General features: G+C 58.7%; 20 protein-coding genes. 5 read left to right on the forward strand and 15 right to left on the reverse strand.

Features of this window, described 5'->3' with window-relative positions; all coding sequences use genetic code 11:
* Positions 1 to 82: 82 nt before the first annotated feature.
* A complete protein-coding gene (gene hppD / locus AKV04_RS01085) occupies positions 83 to 1168 on the reverse strand; it encodes a 4-hydroxyphenylpyruvate dioxygenase (protein WP_054004628.1) in 1086 nt (361 codons plus the stop codon).
* Positions 1169 to 1300: 132 nt separating this feature from the next.
* Between hppD and AKV04_RS01090 the strand changes: the two genes are divergently transcribed.
* On the forward strand, positions 1301 to 1756 hold the full coding sequence (locus AKV04_RS01090; RefSeq protein WP_054004722.1) for an Lrp/AsnC family transcriptional regulator: 456 nt from the start codon (positions 1301 to 1303) through the stop codon (positions 1754 to 1756).
* 60 nt (positions 1757 to 1816) lie between these two features.
* Positions 1817 to 3778: a cation:proton antiporter domain-containing protein gene (locus AKV04_RS01095; protein WP_054004629.1), complete on the forward strand. Its 1962-nt coding sequence runs from the start codon at positions 1817 to 1819 to the stop codon at positions 3776 to 3778.
* A gap of 44 nt (positions 3779 to 3822) precedes the next feature.
* Here the strand turns inward: AKV04_RS01095 and AKV04_RS01100 are convergent, their stop codons facing one another.
* The 5 genes from AKV04_RS01100 to AKV04_RS01120 all read right to left on the reverse strand — a co-directional run bounded on the left by AKV04_RS01100 (position 3823) and on the right by AKV04_RS01120 (position 8794).
* A complete protein-coding gene (locus AKV04_RS01100) occupies positions 3823 to 4332 on the reverse strand; it encodes a CarD family transcriptional regulator (protein ID WP_054004630.1) in 510 nt (169 codons plus the stop codon).
* A 290-nt stretch (positions 4333 to 4622) separates the two neighbouring features.
* Positions 4623 to 4961 (reverse strand): ferredoxin FdxA, encoded by a 339-nt coding sequence (gene fdxA, locus AKV04_RS01105; protein WP_054004631.1) that lies wholly within the window; start codon positions 4959 to 4961, stop codon positions 4623 to 4625.
* A 48-nt stretch (positions 4962 to 5009) separates the two neighbouring features.
* Positions 5010 to 5327, reverse strand: a complete 318-nt coding sequence (locus AKV04_RS01110; RefSeq protein ID WP_054004632.1) for an RNA-binding S4 domain-containing protein — start codon at positions 5325 to 5327, stop codon at positions 5010 to 5012.
* A 14-nt stretch (positions 5328 to 5341) separates the two neighbouring features.
* Complete coding sequence (locus AKV04_RS01115; RefSeq protein ID WP_054004633.1) at positions 5342 to 8263, reverse strand: helicase-related protein; 2922 nt, start codon at positions 8261 to 8263, stop codon at positions 5342 to 5344.
* Positions 8264 to 8278: 15 nt separating this feature from the next.
* Entirely contained in the window at positions 8279 to 8794 is a 516-nt protein-coding gene (locus tag AKV04_RS01120; RefSeq protein ID WP_235815496.1) for a tetratricopeptide repeat protein, read from the reverse strand.
* 108 nt (positions 8795 to 8902) lie between these two features.
* Between AKV04_RS01120 and AKV04_RS01125 the strand changes: the two genes are divergently transcribed.
* Together AKV04_RS01125 and AKV04_RS01130 are read left to right on the forward strand one after the other, a co-directional pair.
* Complete coding sequence (locus AKV04_RS01125; RefSeq protein ID WP_054004635.1) at positions 8903 to 9190, forward strand: SCP2 sterol-binding domain-containing protein; 288 nt, start codon at positions 8903 to 8905, stop codon at positions 9188 to 9190.
* A complete protein-coding gene (locus tag AKV04_RS01130; protein WP_054004636.1) occupies positions 9187 to 10119 on the forward strand; it encodes an alpha/beta fold hydrolase in 933 nt (310 codons plus the stop codon). The genes AKV04_RS01125 and AKV04_RS01130 overlap by 4 nt, the downstream gene beginning before the upstream one ends.
* Before the next feature lie 41 nt (positions 10120 to 10160).
* Here the strand turns inward: AKV04_RS01130 and AKV04_RS01135 are convergent, their stop codons facing one another.
* The 4 genes from AKV04_RS01135 to AKV04_RS01150 are packed head-to-tail and all read right to left on the reverse strand — an operon-like array spanning position 10161 to position 14087.
* Positions 10161 to 10886, reverse strand: coding sequence for a proteasome-type protease (locus AKV04_RS01135; RefSeq protein WP_054004637.1), 726 nt, complete (start codon positions 10884 to 10886; stop codon positions 10161 to 10163).
* Positions 10887 to 10914: 28 nt separating this feature from the next.
* Entirely contained in the window at positions 10915 to 11724 is an 810-nt protein-coding gene (locus tag AKV04_RS01140) for a transglutaminase family protein (protein WP_054004638.1), read from the reverse strand.
* Positions 11724 to 12671 (reverse strand): alpha-E domain-containing protein, encoded by a 948-nt coding sequence (locus AKV04_RS01145; protein ID WP_054004639.1) that lies wholly within the window; start codon positions 12669 to 12671, stop codon positions 11724 to 11726. Before AKV04_RS01145 ends, AKV04_RS01140 begins: the two co-directional genes overlap by 1 nt.
* Positions 12672 to 12674: 3 nt before the next feature.
* Positions 12675 to 14087, reverse strand: coding sequence for a circularly permuted type 2 ATP-grasp protein (locus tag AKV04_RS01150; protein WP_054004640.1), 1413 nt, complete (start codon positions 14085 to 14087; stop codon positions 12675 to 12677).
* 222 nt (positions 14088 to 14309) lie between these two features.
* Between AKV04_RS01150 and AKV04_RS01155 the strand changes: the two genes are divergently transcribed.
* Positions 14310 to 16163 carry a M3 family oligoendopeptidase gene (locus AKV04_RS01155; protein WP_054004641.1) on the forward strand — a complete coding sequence of 618 codons (1854 nt, stop codon included), beginning with the start codon at positions 14310 to 14312 and terminating at the stop codon, positions 16161 to 16163.
* On the opposite strand, the gene AKV04_RS01160 is transcribed toward AKV04_RS01155, so the two are convergent.
* The 5 genes from AKV04_RS01160 to rpoH form a co-directional block, all read right to left on the reverse strand.
* Entirely contained in the window at positions 16160 to 17116 is a 957-nt protein-coding gene (locus tag AKV04_RS01160; protein ID WP_156317290.1) for a capsular polysaccharide export protein, LipB/KpsS family, read from the reverse strand. The genes AKV04_RS01155 and AKV04_RS01160 overlap by 4 nt on opposite strands.
* The gene (locus tag AKV04_RS01165) at positions 17113 to 18102 is read right to left on the reverse strand and encodes a Gfo/Idh/MocA family protein (protein WP_054004643.1); all 990 of its coding nucleotides are present in this window, start codon (positions 18100 to 18102) and stop codon (positions 17113 to 17115) included. The genes AKV04_RS01160 and AKV04_RS01165 overlap by 4 nt, the downstream gene beginning before the upstream one ends.
* Before the next feature lie 60 nt (positions 18103 to 18162).
* A complete protein-coding gene (pssA, locus tag AKV04_RS01170; protein ID WP_235815497.1) occupies positions 18163 to 18954 on the reverse strand; it encodes a CDP-diacylglycerol--serine O-phosphatidyltransferase in 792 nt (263 codons plus the stop codon).
* A 2-nt stretch (positions 18955 to 18956) separates the two neighbouring features.
* Positions 18957 to 19649, reverse strand: a complete 693-nt coding sequence (locus tag AKV04_RS01175; RefSeq protein ID WP_054004644.1) for a phosphatidylserine decarboxylase — start codon at positions 19647 to 19649, stop codon at positions 18957 to 18959.
* 99 nt (positions 19650 to 19748) lie between these two features.
* Positions 19749 to 20645: an RNA polymerase sigma factor RpoH gene (gene rpoH, locus AKV04_RS01180; RefSeq protein WP_054004645.1), complete on the reverse strand. Its 897-nt coding sequence runs from the start codon at positions 20643 to 20645 to the stop codon at positions 19749 to 19751.
* Positions 20646 to 20740: the final 95 nt, after the last annotated feature.

A 20740-nucleotide genomic window follows, 5' to 3' on the forward strand; every position in this document is an offset into this window, starting at 1 on the left:
GCGTTTATCTTGTACGATACTGCGCGCCAATATCTGCGCGCAGTGTGATGTTTCGACGTCAGATAGAACCAAACCGCTCTGATCATCCAGCCGTCAGCACGCCTCGATCAATCTGATCCTGCTCGATGCTTTCGAACAAGGCCCGAAAATTGCCCTCGCCAAAGCCATCATCGCCTTTGCGCTGAATGAACTCGAAGAATATCGGCCCGATCACGGTTTTTGAGAAGATTTGCAGCAAGATGCGGGTCTCACCGCCATCCACCACGCCCTCACCGTCAATCAGGATGCCATGCTTGGCCATCGCCTCCAGCGGTTCCTGATGGCCGACGACGCGGGTTTTCGACAGCTCATAATAGGCCATTGGCGGCTTCGGCATAAACTTCAACCCGCGCGCCGCGATTTCATCAGTCGCGGCGTAAATATCCTGCGCGCCGACCGCGATGTGCTGGATGCCCTCGCCATTGTAGCGCTTGAGATATTCGACAATCTGCCCAGTCTCACCGCGATCTTCATTGATCGGGATGCGAATGCGCCCGCAGGCCGAGGTCAGCGCACGGCTGAACAGCCCAGAGTGTTTGCCCGCGATGTCAAAGAAGCGGATCTGCTTAAAGCCGAAGATTCTGCCATAGAAATCAAACCATTTGTCCATATTGCCCTTGTGGACATTGTGGGTGAGGTGGTCGAGATAATAGAAACCGACGCCCTTGGGCTGATGGTCGGTGAAGGTGAAATCCTTGTAGGGGTTCGCCGCGCCATATTGATCGACGAAATAGATCAATGAGCCGCCGATACCAACAATCGCCGGAACCTCCAGCGTCTTCGCGCCCTCAAACGGCACGGCCCCATTGGCCACCGCATGGGCAGACGCCTGCTTCGCATCGACCACCCGCCAGCCCATCGAGGGCGCGCAGGGGCCATGCTGATCGACAAAATTGCGGCCATGGCTGCCGGGTTCATCGTTCAGAATATAGGTGATGTCGCCCTGCTGCCACAACTCGATCGCTTTGATGTTGTGCCGCGCAGTCAAGCTGTAGCCCATGCGGGTGAACAAATCGCGCAACTCTTGCGGATTTGGGTGGGCGAATTCGACAAACTCCATACCATCGGTGCCAGCCGGGTTAGCGGCGCTGATGCTGGCTTTTGCGGCGGAATGCGGAAACGGTCCCATGGCGTGCCTCTTTTGACTGCGTTTCGTCATAATAACGCATTAGTGACACGTTGTTTGCGCGTAGTTGGATTGTATTGTGGCAATCGGCGCGCGATACACGCGGCATATATGAATTTGACGCGAGAAACCCGCATGCTGGACGCTATCGACTCACGTCTGCTGGCCGAGATACAGGTCAATGCGATGCTGACGGCGCAAGAACTGGGCGAGCGGTTGAACCTGTCGCCCAGCCAAGCCGCGCGGCGCAGGCAGCGGTTGGAGGCCGAGGGTTTTGTGGTGGGTTATGCGGCGCGGCTGTCGCCCGCCAAGGTTGGGCTGACGGTCCAGGCCTTTGTGCAGGTGCAGATGGCAACCCATTCGCCCGATGCCGCGCGCAGTTTTGGTACACTGGTGTCCACCTGCCCCGAGATTGTCTCGGCTTGGACGCTGACCGGCGAGGCCGATTACCTGCTGCGGGTCTGGTGCGCCGATCTGCCGGATCTGAACCGAGTGATCCACACGCTTTTGCTGCCGCATCCAGCGGTGGCGCGGGTGCAAAGCCAGATTGTGATGGACCAATTCAAGGCCGATGCCCCGCTGCCAACTTAAAGCTGTCGCCGAGCTAAATGTGTTGCTGATGTAAAGCCCCTGCCAATCTGAAAGTGCGTGATGGAAAGTTTTCTGCTGCAAGCCTCAATCTACCTTGGTGCCGCCGTTTGCGTGGTGCCTTTGGCGGTGCGCTTGGGCTTGGGCTCGGTGCTGGGCTATCTGGCGGCCGGGATACTGATGGGTCCGATTCTGGGCATTGCAGGTGCCGAGACCGCCGATCTGCAGCATTTTGCCGAGTTCGGCGTGGTGCTGATGCTGTTTCTGATCGGGCTGGAGTTAGAGCCGAAATCCCTGTGGGAGATGCGGCATAAGCTGTTAGGCATGGGCGGCGCGCAGGTGGTTCTGACCACGGCCAGCGTGTCTGTCATTCTGATCTGGTTTGGGCTTTCGCCAGCAGTGGCTTTGGTTCTGGGCATGATGGCCTCGCTGTCGTCGACCGCTATCGTGCTGCAAACCCTGTCGGAAAAGAACCTGATGCGCACGCAAGGCGGGCGTTCGGCGTTCTCAGTTTTGTTAACGCAAGATATCGCGGTGATCCCGATGCTGGCGGTGATTCCGCTGCTGGCATTGCCCGATCTGGCGGGCCAAAGCGCCGAGGTTTACGGCGTCAGCAACGCGCAGGATGTGGTCGAGCAGGCGGCGACCTCGCAGTTGATCAGCACAGTGCAGTCGCTGCCGGGGTGGGGCGCAGGGCTGTTGACGCTGGCGATTGTCGCCGGCATCGTGCTGGCGGGCCACTACCTAAGTCGGCCAATTTTCCGCTTTGTCCATGCCGCCAAATTGCCCGAGATGAGCACCTTTATCAGCCTGCTGATGGTGTTGGGCATCGCGTTTCTGATGATGCTGGTGGGGCTTTCCCCGGCTTTGGGCACCTTTGTGGCGGGCGTGGTTCTGGCGAACTCCGAATTCCGGCATCAGCTGGAAGCTGATCTCAAACCGTTCAAAGGACTGCTGCTGGGGCTGTTCTTTATGACCGTCGGCGTCGGCATCAACTTCAAAATGCTGGCGCGCGAGCCGATGATGGTGCTGGGGCTAACCCTTGCGCTGATGCTGCTGAAGGCGCTGATTCTGGTGGCGATTTCGCTGGTGTTCAAGCTGAAGCGGCAAGACCGTTGGCTGTTTTCGCTCAGCTTGGCGCAGGGCGGCGAGTTCGGTTTTCTGATCGTCAGCTTTGCGCGCTCCGAAAGCGCATTGCCCTTGGCGGCTGGCCAAATGGGGCTGCTGGTGATCAGCCTGTCGATGCTGCTGACGCCCCTACTGTTCATCGGTTACGACTGGTTGACCGCGCGTTTTGCCCACCGCACGCCAGATCAAGCCCCCGATGAGATTGACGAAAAAGGTCAGGTGATTATCGCCGGGATCGGGCGGTTCGGCCAAGTGGTCAATCGGCTGGTGCGCACCTCTGGCATTCCAACGGTGGTGCTCGACAACGATATGACCACCATTGAAACCATGCGCAAATTCGGCGTGAAGGGCTTTTTCGGTGATCCAGCGCGGCCCGAATTGCTCGAAGCGGCGGGTCTGTCAGAGGCGCAGGTGATCGTCATCGCGGTGGATGATCACGATACCGCCACGCGGATCGTGCGCTATGCCAGATCACGTCGCCCCGATATTCACATCGTTGCGCGGGCGCGGGATCGTGTGCATGTCTATGAGCTGTATCAGGCGGGTGCCAATGACATCGTGCGCGAAACCTTCGACAGCTCAATCCGGGCCGGGCGCTATGTGCTGGAAAACATGGGATTTTCCGAATACGAGGCTGCGAAAGTCTCTCAGGCTTATTTCCGTGTCGATAGGGGGGCGATGCGCGATCTGGCCGAAGTCTGGGTGCCGGGTCAGCCCACCCATCTGAACGACGCCTATATCGCGCGTGCCAAACAGCTCGACCGCGATCTGGAAATCGCACTGATGGAGGAGCTACACGAGGTCAAACCGATGGCTGCAGAGGAACCCGCCGAGGTGATGGAGGCCATGCTGTTCCCCGATATGGACGAGCCGCGCGACAGGCAGGCAGAGCAATAAAAAAGGCGGCCTGAAGACCGCCTTTCCCGAAATTTCAAACCAGATCAGGCAGCGCGGCCAATCAGCACATCGCCGACCTTCTTCTGCGCACCAGCTTCATCAACGCCAGAGACGGCGGCAACTTCACGGGTCAAACGCTCCAGTGCCGCCTCATACAGCTGACGCTCAGAATAGGACTGCTCGCGCTGATCATCGCTGCGATGCAGGTCGCGCACGACTTCGGCAATCGCCATCAGATCGCCCGAGTTGATCTTCTGTTCATATTCCTGCGCCCGACGCGACCACATCGCACGTTTAACCCGGGCCTTGCCCTTCAAGGTATCCAGCGCTTTCGTGACCAGATCCGGCGAAGACAGCGAGCGCATGCCCACATCCGTGGCCTTATGGGTCGGAACCCGCAATGTCATCTTGTCTTTTTCAAAGGAAATCACGAACAGTTCCAACACGAACCCAGCGATCTCTTGTTCTTCAATCGAGATGATGCGGCCAACGCCATGGGCAGGATACACAACGAACTCATTCGGACGAAAATCAGGCTTCTTCGATTTGGTCATTCAGTCGCTTCCTCGAGCAGGAGTCTGTTCCGCAAAAAATATGACCGCTCCGGGAAATCACCCCGAACAACGGCTTCTATTTTCGGCTAGATTTTCACCCCAAGCGGGCAGCTTTGAGGCTTGTGCAGGCATCCGTGTTTATTTGTAACTTCTGTATAACACAAAAATGCACTGATTCCAACCACCGCAGCAGATCAACGCATGCGCTTTACCCGTTGGAATCACGGTATTTTCCGGGTTGTACCTGATTCGTGACGGCTGCTATACCGAATCAGCAATGCATCATTGGCTCAGTTGCCCTGCCCCGGCGCTTCCGAGAAATACTTCTCACGCTTATCCGTTTCGCCATCGCGGTCTTCGTATCCCGGCATCGGGTCTTTTTTGGTGACGATCACCGGCCACATTTCGGAATATTTACGATTGAAGGTGACCCAAGCGTCCATATCCGGCTCGGTATCCGGGCGGATTGCGTCGGCCGGGCATTCCGGCTCGCACACACCACAGTCGATGCACTCATCCGGGTGGATAACCAGCATGTTCTCGCCTTCATAGAAGCAATCCACCGGGCAAACTTCGACGCAATCGGTGTATTTGCACGCAATGCAGTTGTCGATCACAACGTAGGTCATGGGGCAGGCTCCTGTTTCAGCGTCGCCTTACTACGAAAGCTGGCGCGATCATTCAAGCGGTGCATCGGCGGTTGGTGCAAGATCGTGATAAAGCGCTTGGGCTTCTTGGGCTGGGCCCCGACGTTCCGACAGCGCCAGCACGCGGACCACCCGCAGACTGCGGCCCTGCGAAAAAGTCAGCGTATCACCTTCCATAACGCTATGCCCCGGCTTTTTGCAGCGCTGCCCGTTCAGCCGCAGATGGCCGCTTTCGATCACTTCAGCGGCAAGTTCCCTATTCTTGAAGAACCGTGCCGCGAAAAGCCATTTGTCCAGCCGAAGTTTCGGCTGAACATCTTTTTGTGGTTTTGCCCCCGGCCCGGCCAATCAGATCCCGAAGATCAGAGCTTGGCCTTCAACGCCATCAAAGCGGCGAAGGGATTGTCGGGATCAATCGGTTTCTCAGCGCGCGGTGGGCGCTGTTCGTAGGTTTTCGGCTTGGTATCGCGGTCGTTGGGCTTGCCGCCATGCGGTTTGTTGCCCTTATAGCCTTCACGCTTCTCACCCTCACGGCGCGGGCCACGATCAGACTGAGCAGGCTTGTCGCCTTCAACGCGCGGCGCGCGATCAGCACGGGGTCCACGCTCGCCAGCTGGCGCATCGCCTTCCTTCTTCGGGCCGCGATCAGGCCGAGGCCCACGATCCGGGCGCGGTCCACGCTCAGCCGCAGGCGCATCGCCTTCTTTGCGGGGGGCGCGCTCAGGACGCGCGGGGCGTTCCGGGCGGGGGCGTGGTTTTGGTGCCCAAGTGAAGGTATAGAACGACTCCATCTCTGGCACCGCTTCCGGGTCGGGCTGCACGAATGCCGATTCGCCTTCGGGGATCGGCTGCATGGGGGCGTCAGGATCAACTGCCACCGGGATCGGTGCCGCCTTGACCTTGGCGCGCTCGGCCTTTTCGCCCTTGTAGCCCAAACCGCCCATCAGATCGTTGAACTGCTCCAGCGTCATGCCGGTGATCGACAGCATATCCGGCGTGGCTTCAAACCCCGCGCGGCTGTCTTTGGTGCGCAGGATATCGGCCAAACGCTCCAGCATATCAATGCGGATCGCCCGCGCGCCTGCCGGGTGATAGCCCGCAAGCGTGTAGTGCATCTTCGGCACTGCCGGGATGTTCGGTATCGTCACCAGACCCGGAGGCGGGCTTTCGGGGAATTCATCCAAGCCGTTCCACAAAGACCACAGCACCAGCCGCAGCCGGGTCGGCGCGGGTTTCAGCAGTGCGGGCAGGAACACGGTGAACTGACCAAACCGCACGCCATGCTTGCGCAACGCGCCACGAGCTTCTTGGTCCAGCTCTTTGACTTCATTGGCGATATTCTCGCGCGGGATCACGCCCAAACCTTCGGCCAGGCGGAACGCAAAGCCGCGCGCGAGGCCCGTCAGGGTTTCATCGCGGCCCATCGCCAGCAAAGGCTCAAAGTTTGCCGCCACCTTGCGGTCGATGAAATGCTGCAAACGGCGGCGCACTTTATCGGCGACATCCGGGCCAGCTTCTTCATCGACAAACGCTTCCACACCGGGACGCGCGGGTTCGGCGCCCTTGATCAGCTTGCCCATCGCTTGGCTGCCCCACATCAGGCCCCCCTGCTCGGTGAAATCCAGCTCGGTGTCGGGTGCGTTATAAAAACGATCCGCCCGCAGATGGAATTCCGGCTTGAGCGCCGCGAAGGCCGCTTGCCGCAGCGTTGCCGCCTCTTCATTGGAAGTGGTCGCATCCTGACGGAATCGGAACCCCTCAAGACGGCCGACGAACTCGCCTGCAACCGTCACTTCGCCTTTGTCATTCACCTCGGCCACGAGGGTCTCCTTCTGCTTCAACCGCCGCAACAGCACGGACGTGCGCCGGTCAACAAATCGTTGCGTCAAAGCGCCATGCAGCGCATCCGACAATCGGTCTTCTACAGCGCGCGTCTCGGCGCGCCAATGGCTTTCGTTGTCTACCCAGCCCTTGCGCTGCGCAACATAGGTCCAGGTGCGGATATAGGCCAGTCGTTTCGAGATGGTATCAATATCTCCGCCCGCTTTATCTATCCGCGCGATGGCCTTTTCCAGCCAATCCGACGGGATGCGGGTTTGCGCGAGGCCCCGCCCAGTCAGGAAATCGAAAATCCGGGCCAGCAAAGTGAAATGCTCATTGCCCGCGGCATTGCGGAAATCGGGGATGCGACAGACCTCCCACAGCAGTTTGATGCGCTGCGGGGTGTTCAGCTTTTCGCGCACCTCGGGCAGTTCCGACAGATATTTCAGCGCCAGAACATCATCGGCATCGCGGGCGCGGGCCAGCCATTTGTTCTGCGTCGGGGCTTCCAGTGAGCGCACCAGCCGTTCAACGCTGCCGAACTCCAGATCATGATTGCGCCATTCCAGCTTGCGCACCGGGTCAAAGCGATGCTCTTGGATCGCCTCAACGGTTTCCTCGTCCATCGGGCGCACCTCGCCCGTCACCCCGAACGTGCCGTTCTCTTGATAGCGCCCCGCCCGCCCGGCAATCTGCGCGAGCTCCTGCGGATACAAAGCCCGCATCCGCCGCCCGTCAAACTTCGACGTTGCCGCAAAAGCGATATGCTTGATGTCCAGATTTAGCCCCATGCCAATCGCATCGGTCGCCACCAGATAATCGACATCGCCGTTCTGATACAATGCCACCTGCGCATTGCGGGTGCGCGGGCTCAGTGCGCCCATCACCACAGCACAACCGCCTTTGGTCCGCCGGATCAACTCAGCAATCGCATAGACGTTTTCTACAGAAAACCCAACGATTGCAGAACGTTCCGGCATCCGGCTGATCTTTTTCGACCCGGTATAGGTCAGTTCTGAAAACCGCTCGCGCTTGATAAACTGCACATTCTTGATCAGCCCCGCGATGGCCGGACGCATGGTTTCCGCGCCAAGAAACAGCGTCTCATGCAGCCCCCGCGCCCGCAGCAGACGGTCGGTGAACACATGGCCGCGCTCAGGGTCAGCACAGAGTTGAATCTCATCCACCGCCACGAAATCTGCGCCCAGATCCAGCGGCATCGCCTCAACCGTGCAGACCCAATACTGCGCGCGGTCGGGCACGATGCGTTCTTCGCCCGTCACCAGTGCCACCACTGATGGCCCGCGCGAGGCTACAATCCGGTCATAAACCTCGCGCGCCAGCAGACGCAGCGGCAGGCCGATGACCCCAGTGCGATGTCCCAGCATCCGCTCTATCGCGTAATGGGTTTTTCCGGTGTTGGTCGGCCCAAGCACCGCCGTCACCTGTCCGGCAGCCATCATCTCTTTGGCCCTGCCCTATAGGTCTTTGCCCTGAAGCTCGGTTTCAATCCGGCTTACAGCTTCCACCACCCCCGGCGCATGGGGGTCGATCTTCAGCACCGCCTGATAGACCTCCAACGCCTGCGTGGGCTTGCCGAGTTCCTCAAAGATCGAGCCCAAGCCCGAAAGAGCGCCAAAATGCCGAGGATTCAGCGTCAGCACATGGCCAATATCGGCAATCGCCGGACCAAACTGCCCCAGTTGATAATAGGCGGTTGCCCGCGCATTCCAACCTTCGGCGAAATCTGGCGCATGATCGACCAGCGCTGTCAAATGCTGCACTGCCACGTCAGGCTGACCGTTCGCCATCGCATCCTTGCCGCGCTGCAACAGCAAATCCATCGCCGGAGAGCCGGATTTCGACCACTCCATCCAGATATCAGATTCGATCTGCTCAGCCTCAGCCTCATCCGCCTTCTGCAGACGGGCGAAAAGATCATCCAATTTGGCAGTTTGCGCGACCACAGGCAGGCATGACAGAAAAACCAGCATAAATGCCGCAACGATACGATTGTGTAACGAATGATGCGCTTTCATAAGGGTATAGGTAACGCAACGGGCAGGGAATTCCAGCCCCGCCTGCACAGATCGGAGAATGTGATGAGCGATGTGATCTCGACCGCCGTAGAGGCATTGGCGAAAAAGCTGCCGAATGGCTTTGATGGCGTGGCAAAGTTCGTGCTGGTGGGCGAAGGTTCGATCATGGTCGATCCAAACGGCGCGCGTGCAGGCGATGAAGAATCCGACGTCACCCTGATTGCAGAGCCGGAAGTGTTCCAAGCTATGCTGGCAGGCGAGATGAACCCGACCACCGCCTTCATGACCGGCAAGCTGAAAGTCGAAGGCAGCATGGGGCTGGCCATGCAACTCGGCGCGGCGATGTCGTGAGCGACGCTCCGCTTTATGACGTTGCCGAAGGGCCTGCGGGCGGGCGCGGCTTTTGGTTGACCGCCGCGGATGGCGTGCGGTTGCGCGTGGGTCTGTGGACGCATGATGGCGCGCAAGGCACTGTGCTTTTGTTGCCGGGGCGGACCGAGTATGTCGAGAAGTATGGCCGCGCGGCGGGCGATCTGCGCGCGCGGGGCTTTGCGACTTTGGTGATCGACTGGCGTGGCCAGGGTCTGGCCGAGCGGGCTCTGGATGACCCGATGGGTGGCCATGTTACTGATTTCGCTGAATATCAGCTTGATTTTGACGAGATGGTTAGCTTCGCCCGCGCCCAGGGCCTGCCCGAACCTTATTATCTGATGGCCCATTCGATGGGCGGCTGCATTGGCCTGCGGTCGTTGATACGCGGCGCTCCGGTGAAGGCTGCCGCATTCTCGGCCCCAATGTGGGGGATTCTCATCGCTGCTTGGATGCGGCCGATGGCTGTGGCGCTGACCACCGCTTCACGCTGGTTCAAGTTTGACGACCGCTATGCACCCGGCACTGGGGCGAAAACGTATGTGTTGACCGCACCCTTCACCGGCAATTCGCTGACCACCGATGCCGAGATGTGGGATTACATGCGCCGACAAGCGCTGGCGCATCCCGAACTGAGCCTCGGCGGCCCAAGCCTTGGCTGGTTGAAAGCGGCGCTGACCGAGTGTCACGCACTGACCCTGCTGCCTTCGCCGAAAGTGCCAACCATCACCGCGCTTGGTGCACAAGAAAAGATTGTCGATACCGCGCCGATTCACGCCCGGATGGCAATCTGGCCAGACGGGAGGTTGGATATTTACCCCGGCAGTGAACATGAAGTTCTGATGGAACGCGCAGCATCGCGCAGCCGATTTTTCGATACTTCAACGGCGCTTTATCTGAAACATCGCTGATCCAATACCCGGATTTCGTCAAAGTAATCGTGGTCTTAGCCTCACAGGGTAATCTGCGTGAACCCATCGCGCAGGGCTTTGGACCACGCTTCGGACATCGCGCGGAAACTTTCGTCCCCCGCTTCAATCCGGCGCTTGCGGCTAACCCGGCAAGCGTCTTTCTCGATCACGCACAGATCCAGCGGCATCCCAACGGAAAGGTTCGAGCGCAGGGTTGAATCCATCGACAGCAGCACGGCCTTTTCGGCATCCGCCAGCGAGGTTGCAGGCTTCACCACCCGGTCCAGAATCGGTTTGCCATATTTATGCTCACCGATTTGCAGGAACGGCGTGTCTTCGGTGGCTTCGATGAAATTGCCCTCCGGGTAGATCAGGAACAGCCGCATCGCCCCGCCCCGACGCTGTGCGGCGACGATCATGCTGGCCGAAGCGCTTTGCTTCATCGTCGCCATCTTCTCATCAATCTCTTGCCGCACGCTGGACAGCGTATTGCCGATGATCAACGCGACCTTCAGCATGGTCGGCGCTTTCATGATTGAGGTGGTCTCAGACGCGTCCGGATCGTCAATCGCCTCACGCAGGCGTGCGAGGGTGGTTTGCGTCACCGACAGCGACCCGGCAGTGACGATGGAGATCACCCGTTCACCCGGTTCTTCAAAATGGAACATCTTGCGATAGGTCGCGATGTTGTCCAAGCCCGCGTTGGTGCGGGTATCCGACAGCAACACCATGCCCGCATTCAACAAAAGTCCGACGCAATAGGTCATGGCACACTCCGATTCAAGTCGGGGGAACCTATTGCTCTTGCGTCTGGACCGCAACCGTCACTGACAAGATTTCCGAACCCGAGCCGCGTGAAATCCCCCGAATCGGCGCTGCATTTTGTGCGTCTAAGCCCGATCCCAGCCGGATATAGCGATCATCCGGGCAGCAGCGGTTCGCTGGATCAAAACCGATCCAGCCGATGCCTGCGATATATAACTCACCCCAAGCATGCGCCGCTTCGTGATCCATGCCGTCTTGCCCCGATTGCAGATAGCCCGAGACGTAGCGCGCCGGAATTCCCGCCGCTCTGGCTGCAGAAATCAACGCCTGCGCGTGATCCTGACACACGCCTTCGCCTTGCGCCAAAGCCTCTGCCGCCGTGGTCCGCGCGCGGGTAGAGCCGGGTTTGTAGGCGATTGCATCCGAAATCGCATCGGTCAGATCGTGGCAGCCCGACAGCGGCGTATCGGCGGTCACAATAATCTGCGCCAGTTCCGTCAAGGCTGCATCAGCGAAGGTCGCTTCAGTTCCGCGCAGATAGGCCTCTGGTGGCACCAGTTCTTTATGACCGCGCAAAATCCCGGCCAAATCGGTGGTCAACACCCGCCCCGACACCCGCACCTCGATCTCATCCACCGGGCCCGCCACCGTCCAGCCCTGCACCCAATCGCCCGCGCCATCGCGAAACGCACTGCCCAACTCGCCGCCGGTCATCGTCACCGACCAATCCAGCACCTTTTGGCCGTCAAATTTCGACGGCATCAAGCGATGGCTTTGCACCACGCCGCGCACCGGGCGGTCATAGCGATACACCGTGACATGTTCGACGCTGAGCAACATTATTGCATATCCCCCGAGAGATAAGAATTGTGGATGATCGCGCCCAAGCCCGCCGCCTCACCGATAAAGCGGGTCAGAAACTCGTGCAGACCTTCTTCAAAAATCTGCTCGGTCGACTGATTCTCCAGATCATGCAGCAGCCGCGCCGCCACCGATTGCGCCTCGGTTTCGCGGCCATAAAGTTTCGCCAGACGGGTCAAATGGTTGTTCACCCCCGCCATACAGGTGATCAAACTGCGCGGGCATTGCGGGTTCAAAATCAGGAAATGCGCGATCTTGCCAGAGGTGATCTCACCGCCGTAAGCCCAATGAAACGCCCGATTGGCCGACATTGCGCGCAACAGCATCGACCATTGATCATTGTCGAGGCCGCTTCCGACGTAATCGGCGCGTGGCAGCAGAACGTAATACTTCACATCCATCAGGCGCGCGGTGCTATCGCCACGTTCCAGATAATAGCCGATATTCAATACGTTATAGCCATCGTTGCGCAGCTGGGTTGCATCAATCGCGCCGCGCACCATCGCCGTATGCCGCGTCACCCAATCGGTCAGACGCGAGAGTTCATGCGGCGTGGTCTGCGCCGAAAGCTGGCGCAGTTCCTGAAACGCGGTGTTCAGCGCATCCCAGACTTGCGTGGTCAAAGCCGTGCGGATGATGCGGGCATTCTCGCGCGCATTGGTGATGCAGGACGCGACCGAGTTCGGGTTGTCGCGGTCGAAAAACAGATAGCTCTCGATCTGCGACTGCATAGGCGCGCCGTATTTCGCGGCATAGCCGTTGGCGTTACCCGAGGCCCGCAGCAAACTGTCCCAATCGTTGCGATATCCCTGCGCGGTGGGCAGCAGGGATATCCGCGCGCCCACTTCCAGCAGACGCGCGGCGGTTTCAGCCCGTTCCATATTGCGGGCGATCCAATAAAGGTTGTCAGCGGTTCTTGAAAGCATGATCTACTCCGCCAATACCCAAGTGTCTTTGACGCCGCCGCCTTGGGAGGAATTCACCACCAGCGAGCCTTCGCGCAAAGCCACCCGCGTCAGCCCCCCCGGCACCAGTTCAATGCGTTCGCCGACGAGGCAATAGGGGCGCAGATCGACGTGACGCGGCGCGATGCCTTCTTCAACAAAGGTGGGCGTGGTAGACAGCGCCAAGGTCGGCTGGGCGATATAGTTCCCCGGATTGGCAAGGATCAAACCACGGAAATCCTCGACCTGCTGCTTAGTCGATTTCGGCCCCACCAACATGCCATAGCCGCCCGAGCCGTGAACTTCCTTCACCACCAACTCATGCAGGTTCTCGGTGACATATTTCAGATCCGACGCCTCGCCGCATTTCCATGTCGGTACGTTGCTCAGGATCGGTTCTTCACCCAGATAAAACCTAATCATCTCTGGCACATAGGTGTAGACCGCCTTGTCATCGGCCACCCCCGCCCCCGGTGCCGAGCAAATCGACACCCCGCCAGAGCGATACACATCCATCAGCCCTGGCACGCCCAGCATGGAATCGGGGCGGAAGCACAGAGGGTCGATGTAGTCATCATCCAAGCGGCGGTAGATCACATCAACGCGCTTTGGGCCTTCGGTGGTGCGCATATAGACAAACGCGCCGTCAACGAACAAATCCTGGCCCTCGACCAGTTCAACGCCCATCAGATCGGCGAGGAAGCTGTGCTCGTAATAGGCCGAATTGAAATGCCCCGGCGTCAGGATCACCACGGTCGGCTCGCGATCACATTTGGCGGGCGCGACGGAGGCAAGCGTGCGGCGCAGTTTATCGGGGTAGCTGTCGATCGGCTCAATGCGGTTTTCACGGAACAGGTCGGGGAACATCCGCATCATCATTTCGCGGCTCTCCAGCATATAGCTGACCCCGGACGGTGTGCGGCAGTTGTCCTCCAAGACATAAAACTCGCCCGGTCCGGTCCGCACGATGTCGATGCCAACGATATGGGAATACACGCCTTTTGGCGGGATAAAGCCGCAGACGGCCTTCTCATAGGCCGCATTTTGATAGACCAGCTTGCGCGGAATGCGGCCCGCTCGCACGATCTCACCGCGGCCATAGACATCGACCAGAAACGCGTTCAAAGCCCGCGCGCGTTGCTTGATACCGCGTTCCAGCTTGGCCCATTCATTGGCGGTGAACACGCGGGGGAACATATCAAACGGGATCAAGCGATCCGGGTCGCCGCCCTCTCCATACACCGCAAAAGTGATACCGATGCGGCGAAACAAAGCCTCAGCTTCCGCCTGCTTGGCCAACCGGATATCGGCCGGCATATCCGCACTCCAGCCTTCCAAACCGGCATAAGGCGGGCGCACCGCGTTATTCTGGAACATTTCGTTGAAATAAGGGGTCATGCCGTGCCGCCTTTTCGTGCTGATTAACCCAAGTAAAGGCTGCCGCGTTTGCGCCGTAAAGGGCAGAAGATTGAAAGCGCTTCGATTTTCACATATCCGCCCGAAATTGCCGCAAAACGCCGCCTAAATTATAGGCAAACCGCTTTGGTCACCTTTCCGCGCGCCGCCTTGCACAACGCCCCCTTTGCCCCCTAGATACATCCAACAAGCAAAGAGGTTCCCATGTCGCTTCCCCAAATGCTCCCCTTGGCCCGCCCCGGCCAACAACGCCCGGTTTTTGACGCCCGCAGTGGTTCAAACACATTCGGCGATCTGCCTGATTGGGATCTCAGCGACCTTTACCCTGCCCCCGATGCGCCGGAATTGACGCGCGATATGGCGTGGCTGGACAAGGCTTGCGCTGATTTTGCCGCCAAGTATGAGGGCAAACTGGCGGGTCTGAGCGCCGCCGAACTGCTGGCCTGTGTGACGGCGTATGAGGCGATTGACGTGATCGCGGGCCGGATCGGGTCTTATGCGGGGCTGCGCTATTATCAGAATACGATGGATTCTGAGCGCGCCAAATTCATGGCCGATGTGCAGGACAACATCACCAATTTCACCACGCCTTTGGTGTTTTTCAGCCTTGAGTTCAACCGCTTGGACGACGATCTTCTGGCAAAACTCACCACCGAAAACGACGCTCTTGCCCGCTACAATCCGGTGTTTGCGCGGATGCGTGCGATGCGTCCGCACCAGTTGTCGGATGAGATGGAAAAATACCTGCACGACGCCTCGGTTGTCGGTGCCTCAGCTTGGAATAAGCTGTTCGATGAAACCATGGCAGGCCTGATGTTCACCGTGGCAGGTGAGGAAGAGGACCTCAACCTTGAAGCCACGCTGAACCTGCTGACCGACGCAGACCGCGCCAAGCGTGAGGCTGCCAGCCATGCTTTAGCCGAGGTTTTTGATAAACATATCAAGCTGTTCGCGCGGGTTCATAACACCCTTGCCAAAGAGAAAGAGATTGAAGATCGCTGGCGCAAGATGCCAAGCCCGCAATATTCGCGCCACCTTGCCAACCATGTCGAACCCGAAGTGGTTGAGGCTTTGCGCAATGCGGTTGTCGCCGCCTACCCCAAGCTCAGCCACCGCTATTACAAGCTGAAAGCCAAGTGGATGGGCCTTGACCGTCTGCAAACCTGGGACCGTAACGCACCACTGCTGACCGAACCGCCGCGTTTGGTGAACTGGGCCGAGGCCACGGAAACCGTGCTCTCCGCCTATGCCGCTTTCGATCCCCGCATGGCCGAAATCGCCAAGCCGTTCTTTACCGATGGCTGGATTGATGCAGGCGTCAAACCCGGCAAGGCTCCGGGGGCGTTTGCGCATCCGACCGTCACCACCGTGCATCCTTACGTTATGCTGAACTACCTCGGCAAACCGCGCGATGTGATGACGCTGGCGCATGAATTGGGCCACGGGGTACATCAGGTGCTGGCAGCGGGTCAGGGCGAACTGCTCTCCTCGACCCCCCTCACCCTTGCAGAAACCGCATCGGTGTTCGGCGAGATGCTAACCTTCCGCAAACTACTCGACGGCGCGAAAACGCCTTCCGAGCGCAAAACCCTGCTCGCGGGCAAGGTGGAAGACATGATCAACACCGTGGTGCGCCAGATCGCGTTCTACGATTTCGAATGTAAACTCCACGCCGCACGGGCGGAAGGCGAACTCACCCCCGACGACATCAACGCACTCTGGATGTCAGTGCAGGCGCAGTCTTTGGGCGAAGTGTTTGATTTCGCAGATGGATATGAAACCTTCTGGGCCTATATCCCGCATTTTGTCCACTCGCCGTTCTACGTCTATGCCTATGCATTCGGCGACGGCTTGGTGAATGCGCTGTATGCCGCCTATGCCGATGGCCTGCCGGACTTCCAAGAGAAATACTTCGAGATGCTGAAAGCTGGCGGCTCGAAACACCACAAGGAACTGCTGGCGCCGTTTGGTCTGGACGCCTCTGATCCGAAGTTCTGGGACAAGGGACTGTCGATGATCGCGGGCTTTATTGATGAATTGGAAGCGATGGAAGACTAACGCTGTGCAAAGTAGCCTGTTGCTGCAATCTTGGCCAAAACGTCTTCGCCAAGGCTTGGGGATTTCAGCGACAGGCAGTTTTGCTTGTAAAACCAATAGAGAAATTCTGCATATGGCCAGTCACGGGCCTCGGCACGGGCGATAGCGGCATCAAAATCATGCCTGCTGCGCACAACTTCGGTGCAATGGTGAAAATCCGCCTGCCCGCAGGTGATCACTGGGCGGTCATGCACCATGGCCTCAATCCCGACGGCAGAGTTGATCGTGACCACAAGCGCACAGGCATCCAGAATATCGTGGACATTGGCATAGCTGATCTGAAGCCGCGCGTCTTTTTGGCTTTGACGTACCAGCCATCCAAATGTATCAAAATTAATGTCCATCGGATGCGGTTTCACGATGATTGGACGCGGATCCGCGCGAGATAACAAGGCTTTGATCATCCGTCGCATCGTGACGTAAAGCGCCTCAGTGACGCCGCGATGGCTTTCGGTTTGCAGAAATACGGCGATGCAGCCATGCGGCAAAGGCAGCTTTTCAACAGGCTGATCATAGCGCGATTTGCGCTTCGCGGCGGTGGTGGCATAGAGGTCTGCCTGAAATTGTTTCGCCGCGAAACGATCAATCACCGCCGCGTCAAACGGTTCAGCTGCAATCGACGACAGATAGCGGGTGCCGACCGGATCAAGATAGTAATAAGGCGCGATATAGGCGGAGCCGAAGTTCAGCGCCCTTGGGTGCTGGATTTCGCCGCGATCAAAAATGTGAAATGCCTGATCCGCCTCGATTTGCGCCAATGCGGTGTCGCGGTTGTGGGGGCGCAATTCACAGACAGCACCCAACGGCGTCAGCGCCTGCATAAGCGGGCCATAAGCCTGCCTGCGCTCCCAAGCAGAGTCCAGCAGCCGTTTTGGCACATGGAAGCTGAGTGGGAACGCGGTGGGTATGCTCACAGGGTGATCTCAACCCCAACCTTGAACACGGTGTCGATCATCGCTTGGGTGCCGCGGATGAATTCCAGAGGGCAGGGATAGGCGACGCCTTCGCGCACCGAGCGGCCAAACGCCTCGACTTGCAGCACATAATGGTTCGCGGTTGGGAAGCGTTCGGTGATCACCTTGTTGCCGTTCTGGTGCAATTCAATCTCGGCAATATCGTTGTAATTGGCGTTGAACGGGCCGCCGTCCAGCCGGATCATGCCTTTGTCGCCTTGGAAGGTCACCACTTGCCGATTGTAAAGCCGCATCGAGGTGATCGACTCGTAGGTGAAGCGGCCATGCGGGCCGTCCATGATGCCCGAAACTTGCGCGAAGGTATCGACGCCATTCTCAAGGATCAGCCGCGCTGCAATATCAACGGGTTCTGATGCGGTGACAAAGCGCGCCGAGCCAAAGGTATAGACGCCGATATCACGCAACGACCCTCCGCCCGCCTCGGGACGGTTGCGGATGTTTTCCATATCGGTCAGGCAATAGGTGAAGGCGGCATCAACATGGCGCAGGGTGCCGATCTCGCCGGCCTCAAGCCATTTTTTCGCCAACTGCCACTGCGGATGATGCACGATCATATAGGCTTCTGCCGCAAGCAAGCCCGAGGCATCGCGCGCGGCGATGATCTGATCAATTTCGGAGGCCTGCAACGCGATCGGCTTTTCGGTCAGCACATGCTTGCCCGCCGTCAGCGCCTTCAGCGTCCATTCGACATGCAAATGGTTCGGTAGCGGCACATAAACCGCGTCAATCGTGGGATCGGCGAGCAGTGCCTCGTAAGTCGAGTGGATCTTCAAACCGGGGCAAAACGCCAGAAACCCGGCAGCTTTTTCTGGGCTAGAGGTTGCCAAAGCCGCCAGCTCCGCGCCTTTTGCCGCATGAATCGCCGGAGCCATCTGCTCTTTGGCAAAATTCGCCGCCCCCAAAATACCCCAACGCACTGGCTTCATCTCATCAATCCCTTATGCTTCGCGGCGAAACTAGCGGGCCTGACATGTTAGCGCAATCGCTTAGGCCTCGGGGGTGGCGTCTTCCACAGCTTTGCGCGGTTTTTTGATGAACGTATAGCCGAGTGCCGCAAGATAGGCGCAATCGACCAAGGCCAGCGTGATCCAAGGATAGGTTAGCAAGGCCGCAACAAGCGCGACAAAGGTCAGCAGCACAAAGCTGACATTCTCAGCATAAATCGTGGCACGCTTGAACGACGGGGTGCGAAACCGCCCCACCATCAGCGCGCCCACCAAGGCCATCCAGAGGGCGACCAACCCGGTGGCATGGGGGGCACCGTCGCCCAGCGCGAAGGCCAGAAACATCGGCAGCATCACCAATAGCGCTCCAGCCGGAGAAGGAACACCTTGGAAGCTGTTGGAATCGTTGTCAGGCTGGCGATTGCCGATATTGAAGCGGGCAAGCCGCAAAAGGCAGGCCACGGCGTAAATCAGACAGGCGATCCAGCCCTCGGCACGCATGCCCTGCAAGGCCCAAAGATAAGTGATCAGCGCCGGAGCCACTCCGAAATTCACCAAATCGCAGAGGCTGTCGAGTTCAGCCCCCATATCGGATTCGCTTTTCAAAAACCGCGCAAGGCGGCCATCAAGCCCGTCCATCACCGCCGCCGCGATGATCAGGGCGACGGCCAGACCAAACCGCCCCTCAATCGCAAAGCGCACCGCCGTTAGCCCCGCACACAGCGCCGCCACGGTCATAAAATTTGGGATCAACTGCACGATATGCAGTTTTTTGCGCGGACGTCGCCCGGTTTTTGCCGACTGCGGTTCGGCTGACTGCGGTTCGGCGGGCACCTTCATTCCCGCACTGCCGCGCGGCGCAGCATATCGCGGTCCAATTCGGCCAGCACGGTTTCGCCGCCGACCATGGTTTGCCCCAAAGCCACCAGCGGCTCGACCCCATCCGGCAAATAGACATCCAGGCGAGAGCCAAAACGGATCAGGCCAAACCGCTCACCCGTGCGCAAGGACTGGCCTTCCGACACAAACGGCACGATCCGCCGCGCCACAAGGCCTGCAATCTGCACCACGATCAGCTGGCGGCCATCGGGAAGCTCCAACAGCAGGCTATTCCGCTCATTGTCTTCTGACGCTTTATCCAGCGATGCATTGAGGAACTTACCCGGACGATACGCCATTTTGGCGATGCGTGCGGCAATCGGTGCGCGGTTCACATGGCAATTGAACACCGACATGAACACCGAAACCCGCGTCAAAGCATCATTGCCCGCGCCCAGCTCCGGCGGCGGCACTGCGCGTTCAATCAAGCTGACAACGCCATCTGCAGGCGAAACGATCAGGCCGCGCCCTTGCGGCACCGAGCGCTTGGGGTCGCGGAAAAAGTAATAGCACCAGACGGTTGCGCCAACGCCGAGCCAACCCAACGGATCCCATATCCAAAACAGCACCAGCGTGATGACGGCGAAGATGCCGACAAACTTATAGCCCTCGCGGTGCATCGGTTTCAGAAAGGTTTCCAGCATGGTCATAGGGTGGCCCTTTTATGGCGCATCAGTTTGATCCAGCTGTTTAGCCTTTGCGCAAGCGTGGCGCAACCTTTGGGCGCAAGATGCGCCCAAAGGAATATCTTAGGCCGGTATCACCATGCCCTTGCCAACGGCCAAAGACCGCATCCGCTCCTGCAGCTTTTCAAACGCACGCACTTCGATCTGGCGAATACGCTCGCGGCTGACACTATAGATTTCCGACAGCTCTTCCAGCGTGATCGGGGTTTCCGACAACCGGCGCTTCATCAGCACGTCTTTTTCACGATCATTCAGCGCCGACATCGCCTGATGCAGCAGGTCCATCCGAATGTCGAATTCGTCGCGCGCCTCGTAATCGCCGGCCTGATCGCTGTCTTCATCTTCCAGCCAATCCTGCCACTGCGTCGTGCCTTCACCATCCGAACCAACCGTTGCGTTCAGCGAAGCATCACCGCCGGACAGACGCCGATTCATATCGACGACTTCATGCTCCGACACGTTCAGATCGGTGGCAATGCGGGTGACGTTTTCAGGCCGCAGATCGCCTTCTTCCAGCGCGCCGACCTTGGCTTTGGCTTTGCGCAGGTTGAAAAACAGCTTTTTCTGCGCGGAGGTAGTGCCCAGCTTCACCAAAGACCACGAGCGCAGGATATATTCTTGGATGCTGGCCCGGATCCACCACATCGCATAGGTCGCAAGCCGAAAGCCTTTTTCCGGGTCAAACCGCTTCACCGCCTGCATCAGACCGACATTGGCTTCGGAAATCACTTCCGCCTGTGGCAAACCATAGCCGCGATAGCCCATGGCAATTTTGGCCGCCAAACGCAGGTGGCTGGTGACCATGCGGTGCGCGGCCGGGCTGTCTTGGTGATCGACCCAGCGCTTGGCCAGCATGTATTCTTCTTCGGGTTCCAGCAGCGGAAACTTGCGGATCTCCTGCATATAACGGTTCAGCCCCTGTTCCGGGCTGGGGGCTGGCAGATTTGCATAGGTGCTCACGTTTGACGCTCCCTCATTGGCCCGGTGCAGTTTCGCCCCCGGGGCAGTCGAATTTATGTATGCCAGATGCAGGCTTCAAGCATCTTAGACATAAC

The organism is Cypionkella psychrotolerans (assembly GCF_001294535.1).
Taxonomy (GTDB): Bacteria; Pseudomonadota; Alphaproteobacteria; order Rhodobacterales; family Rhodobacteraceae; genus Cypionkella; species Cypionkella psychrotolerans.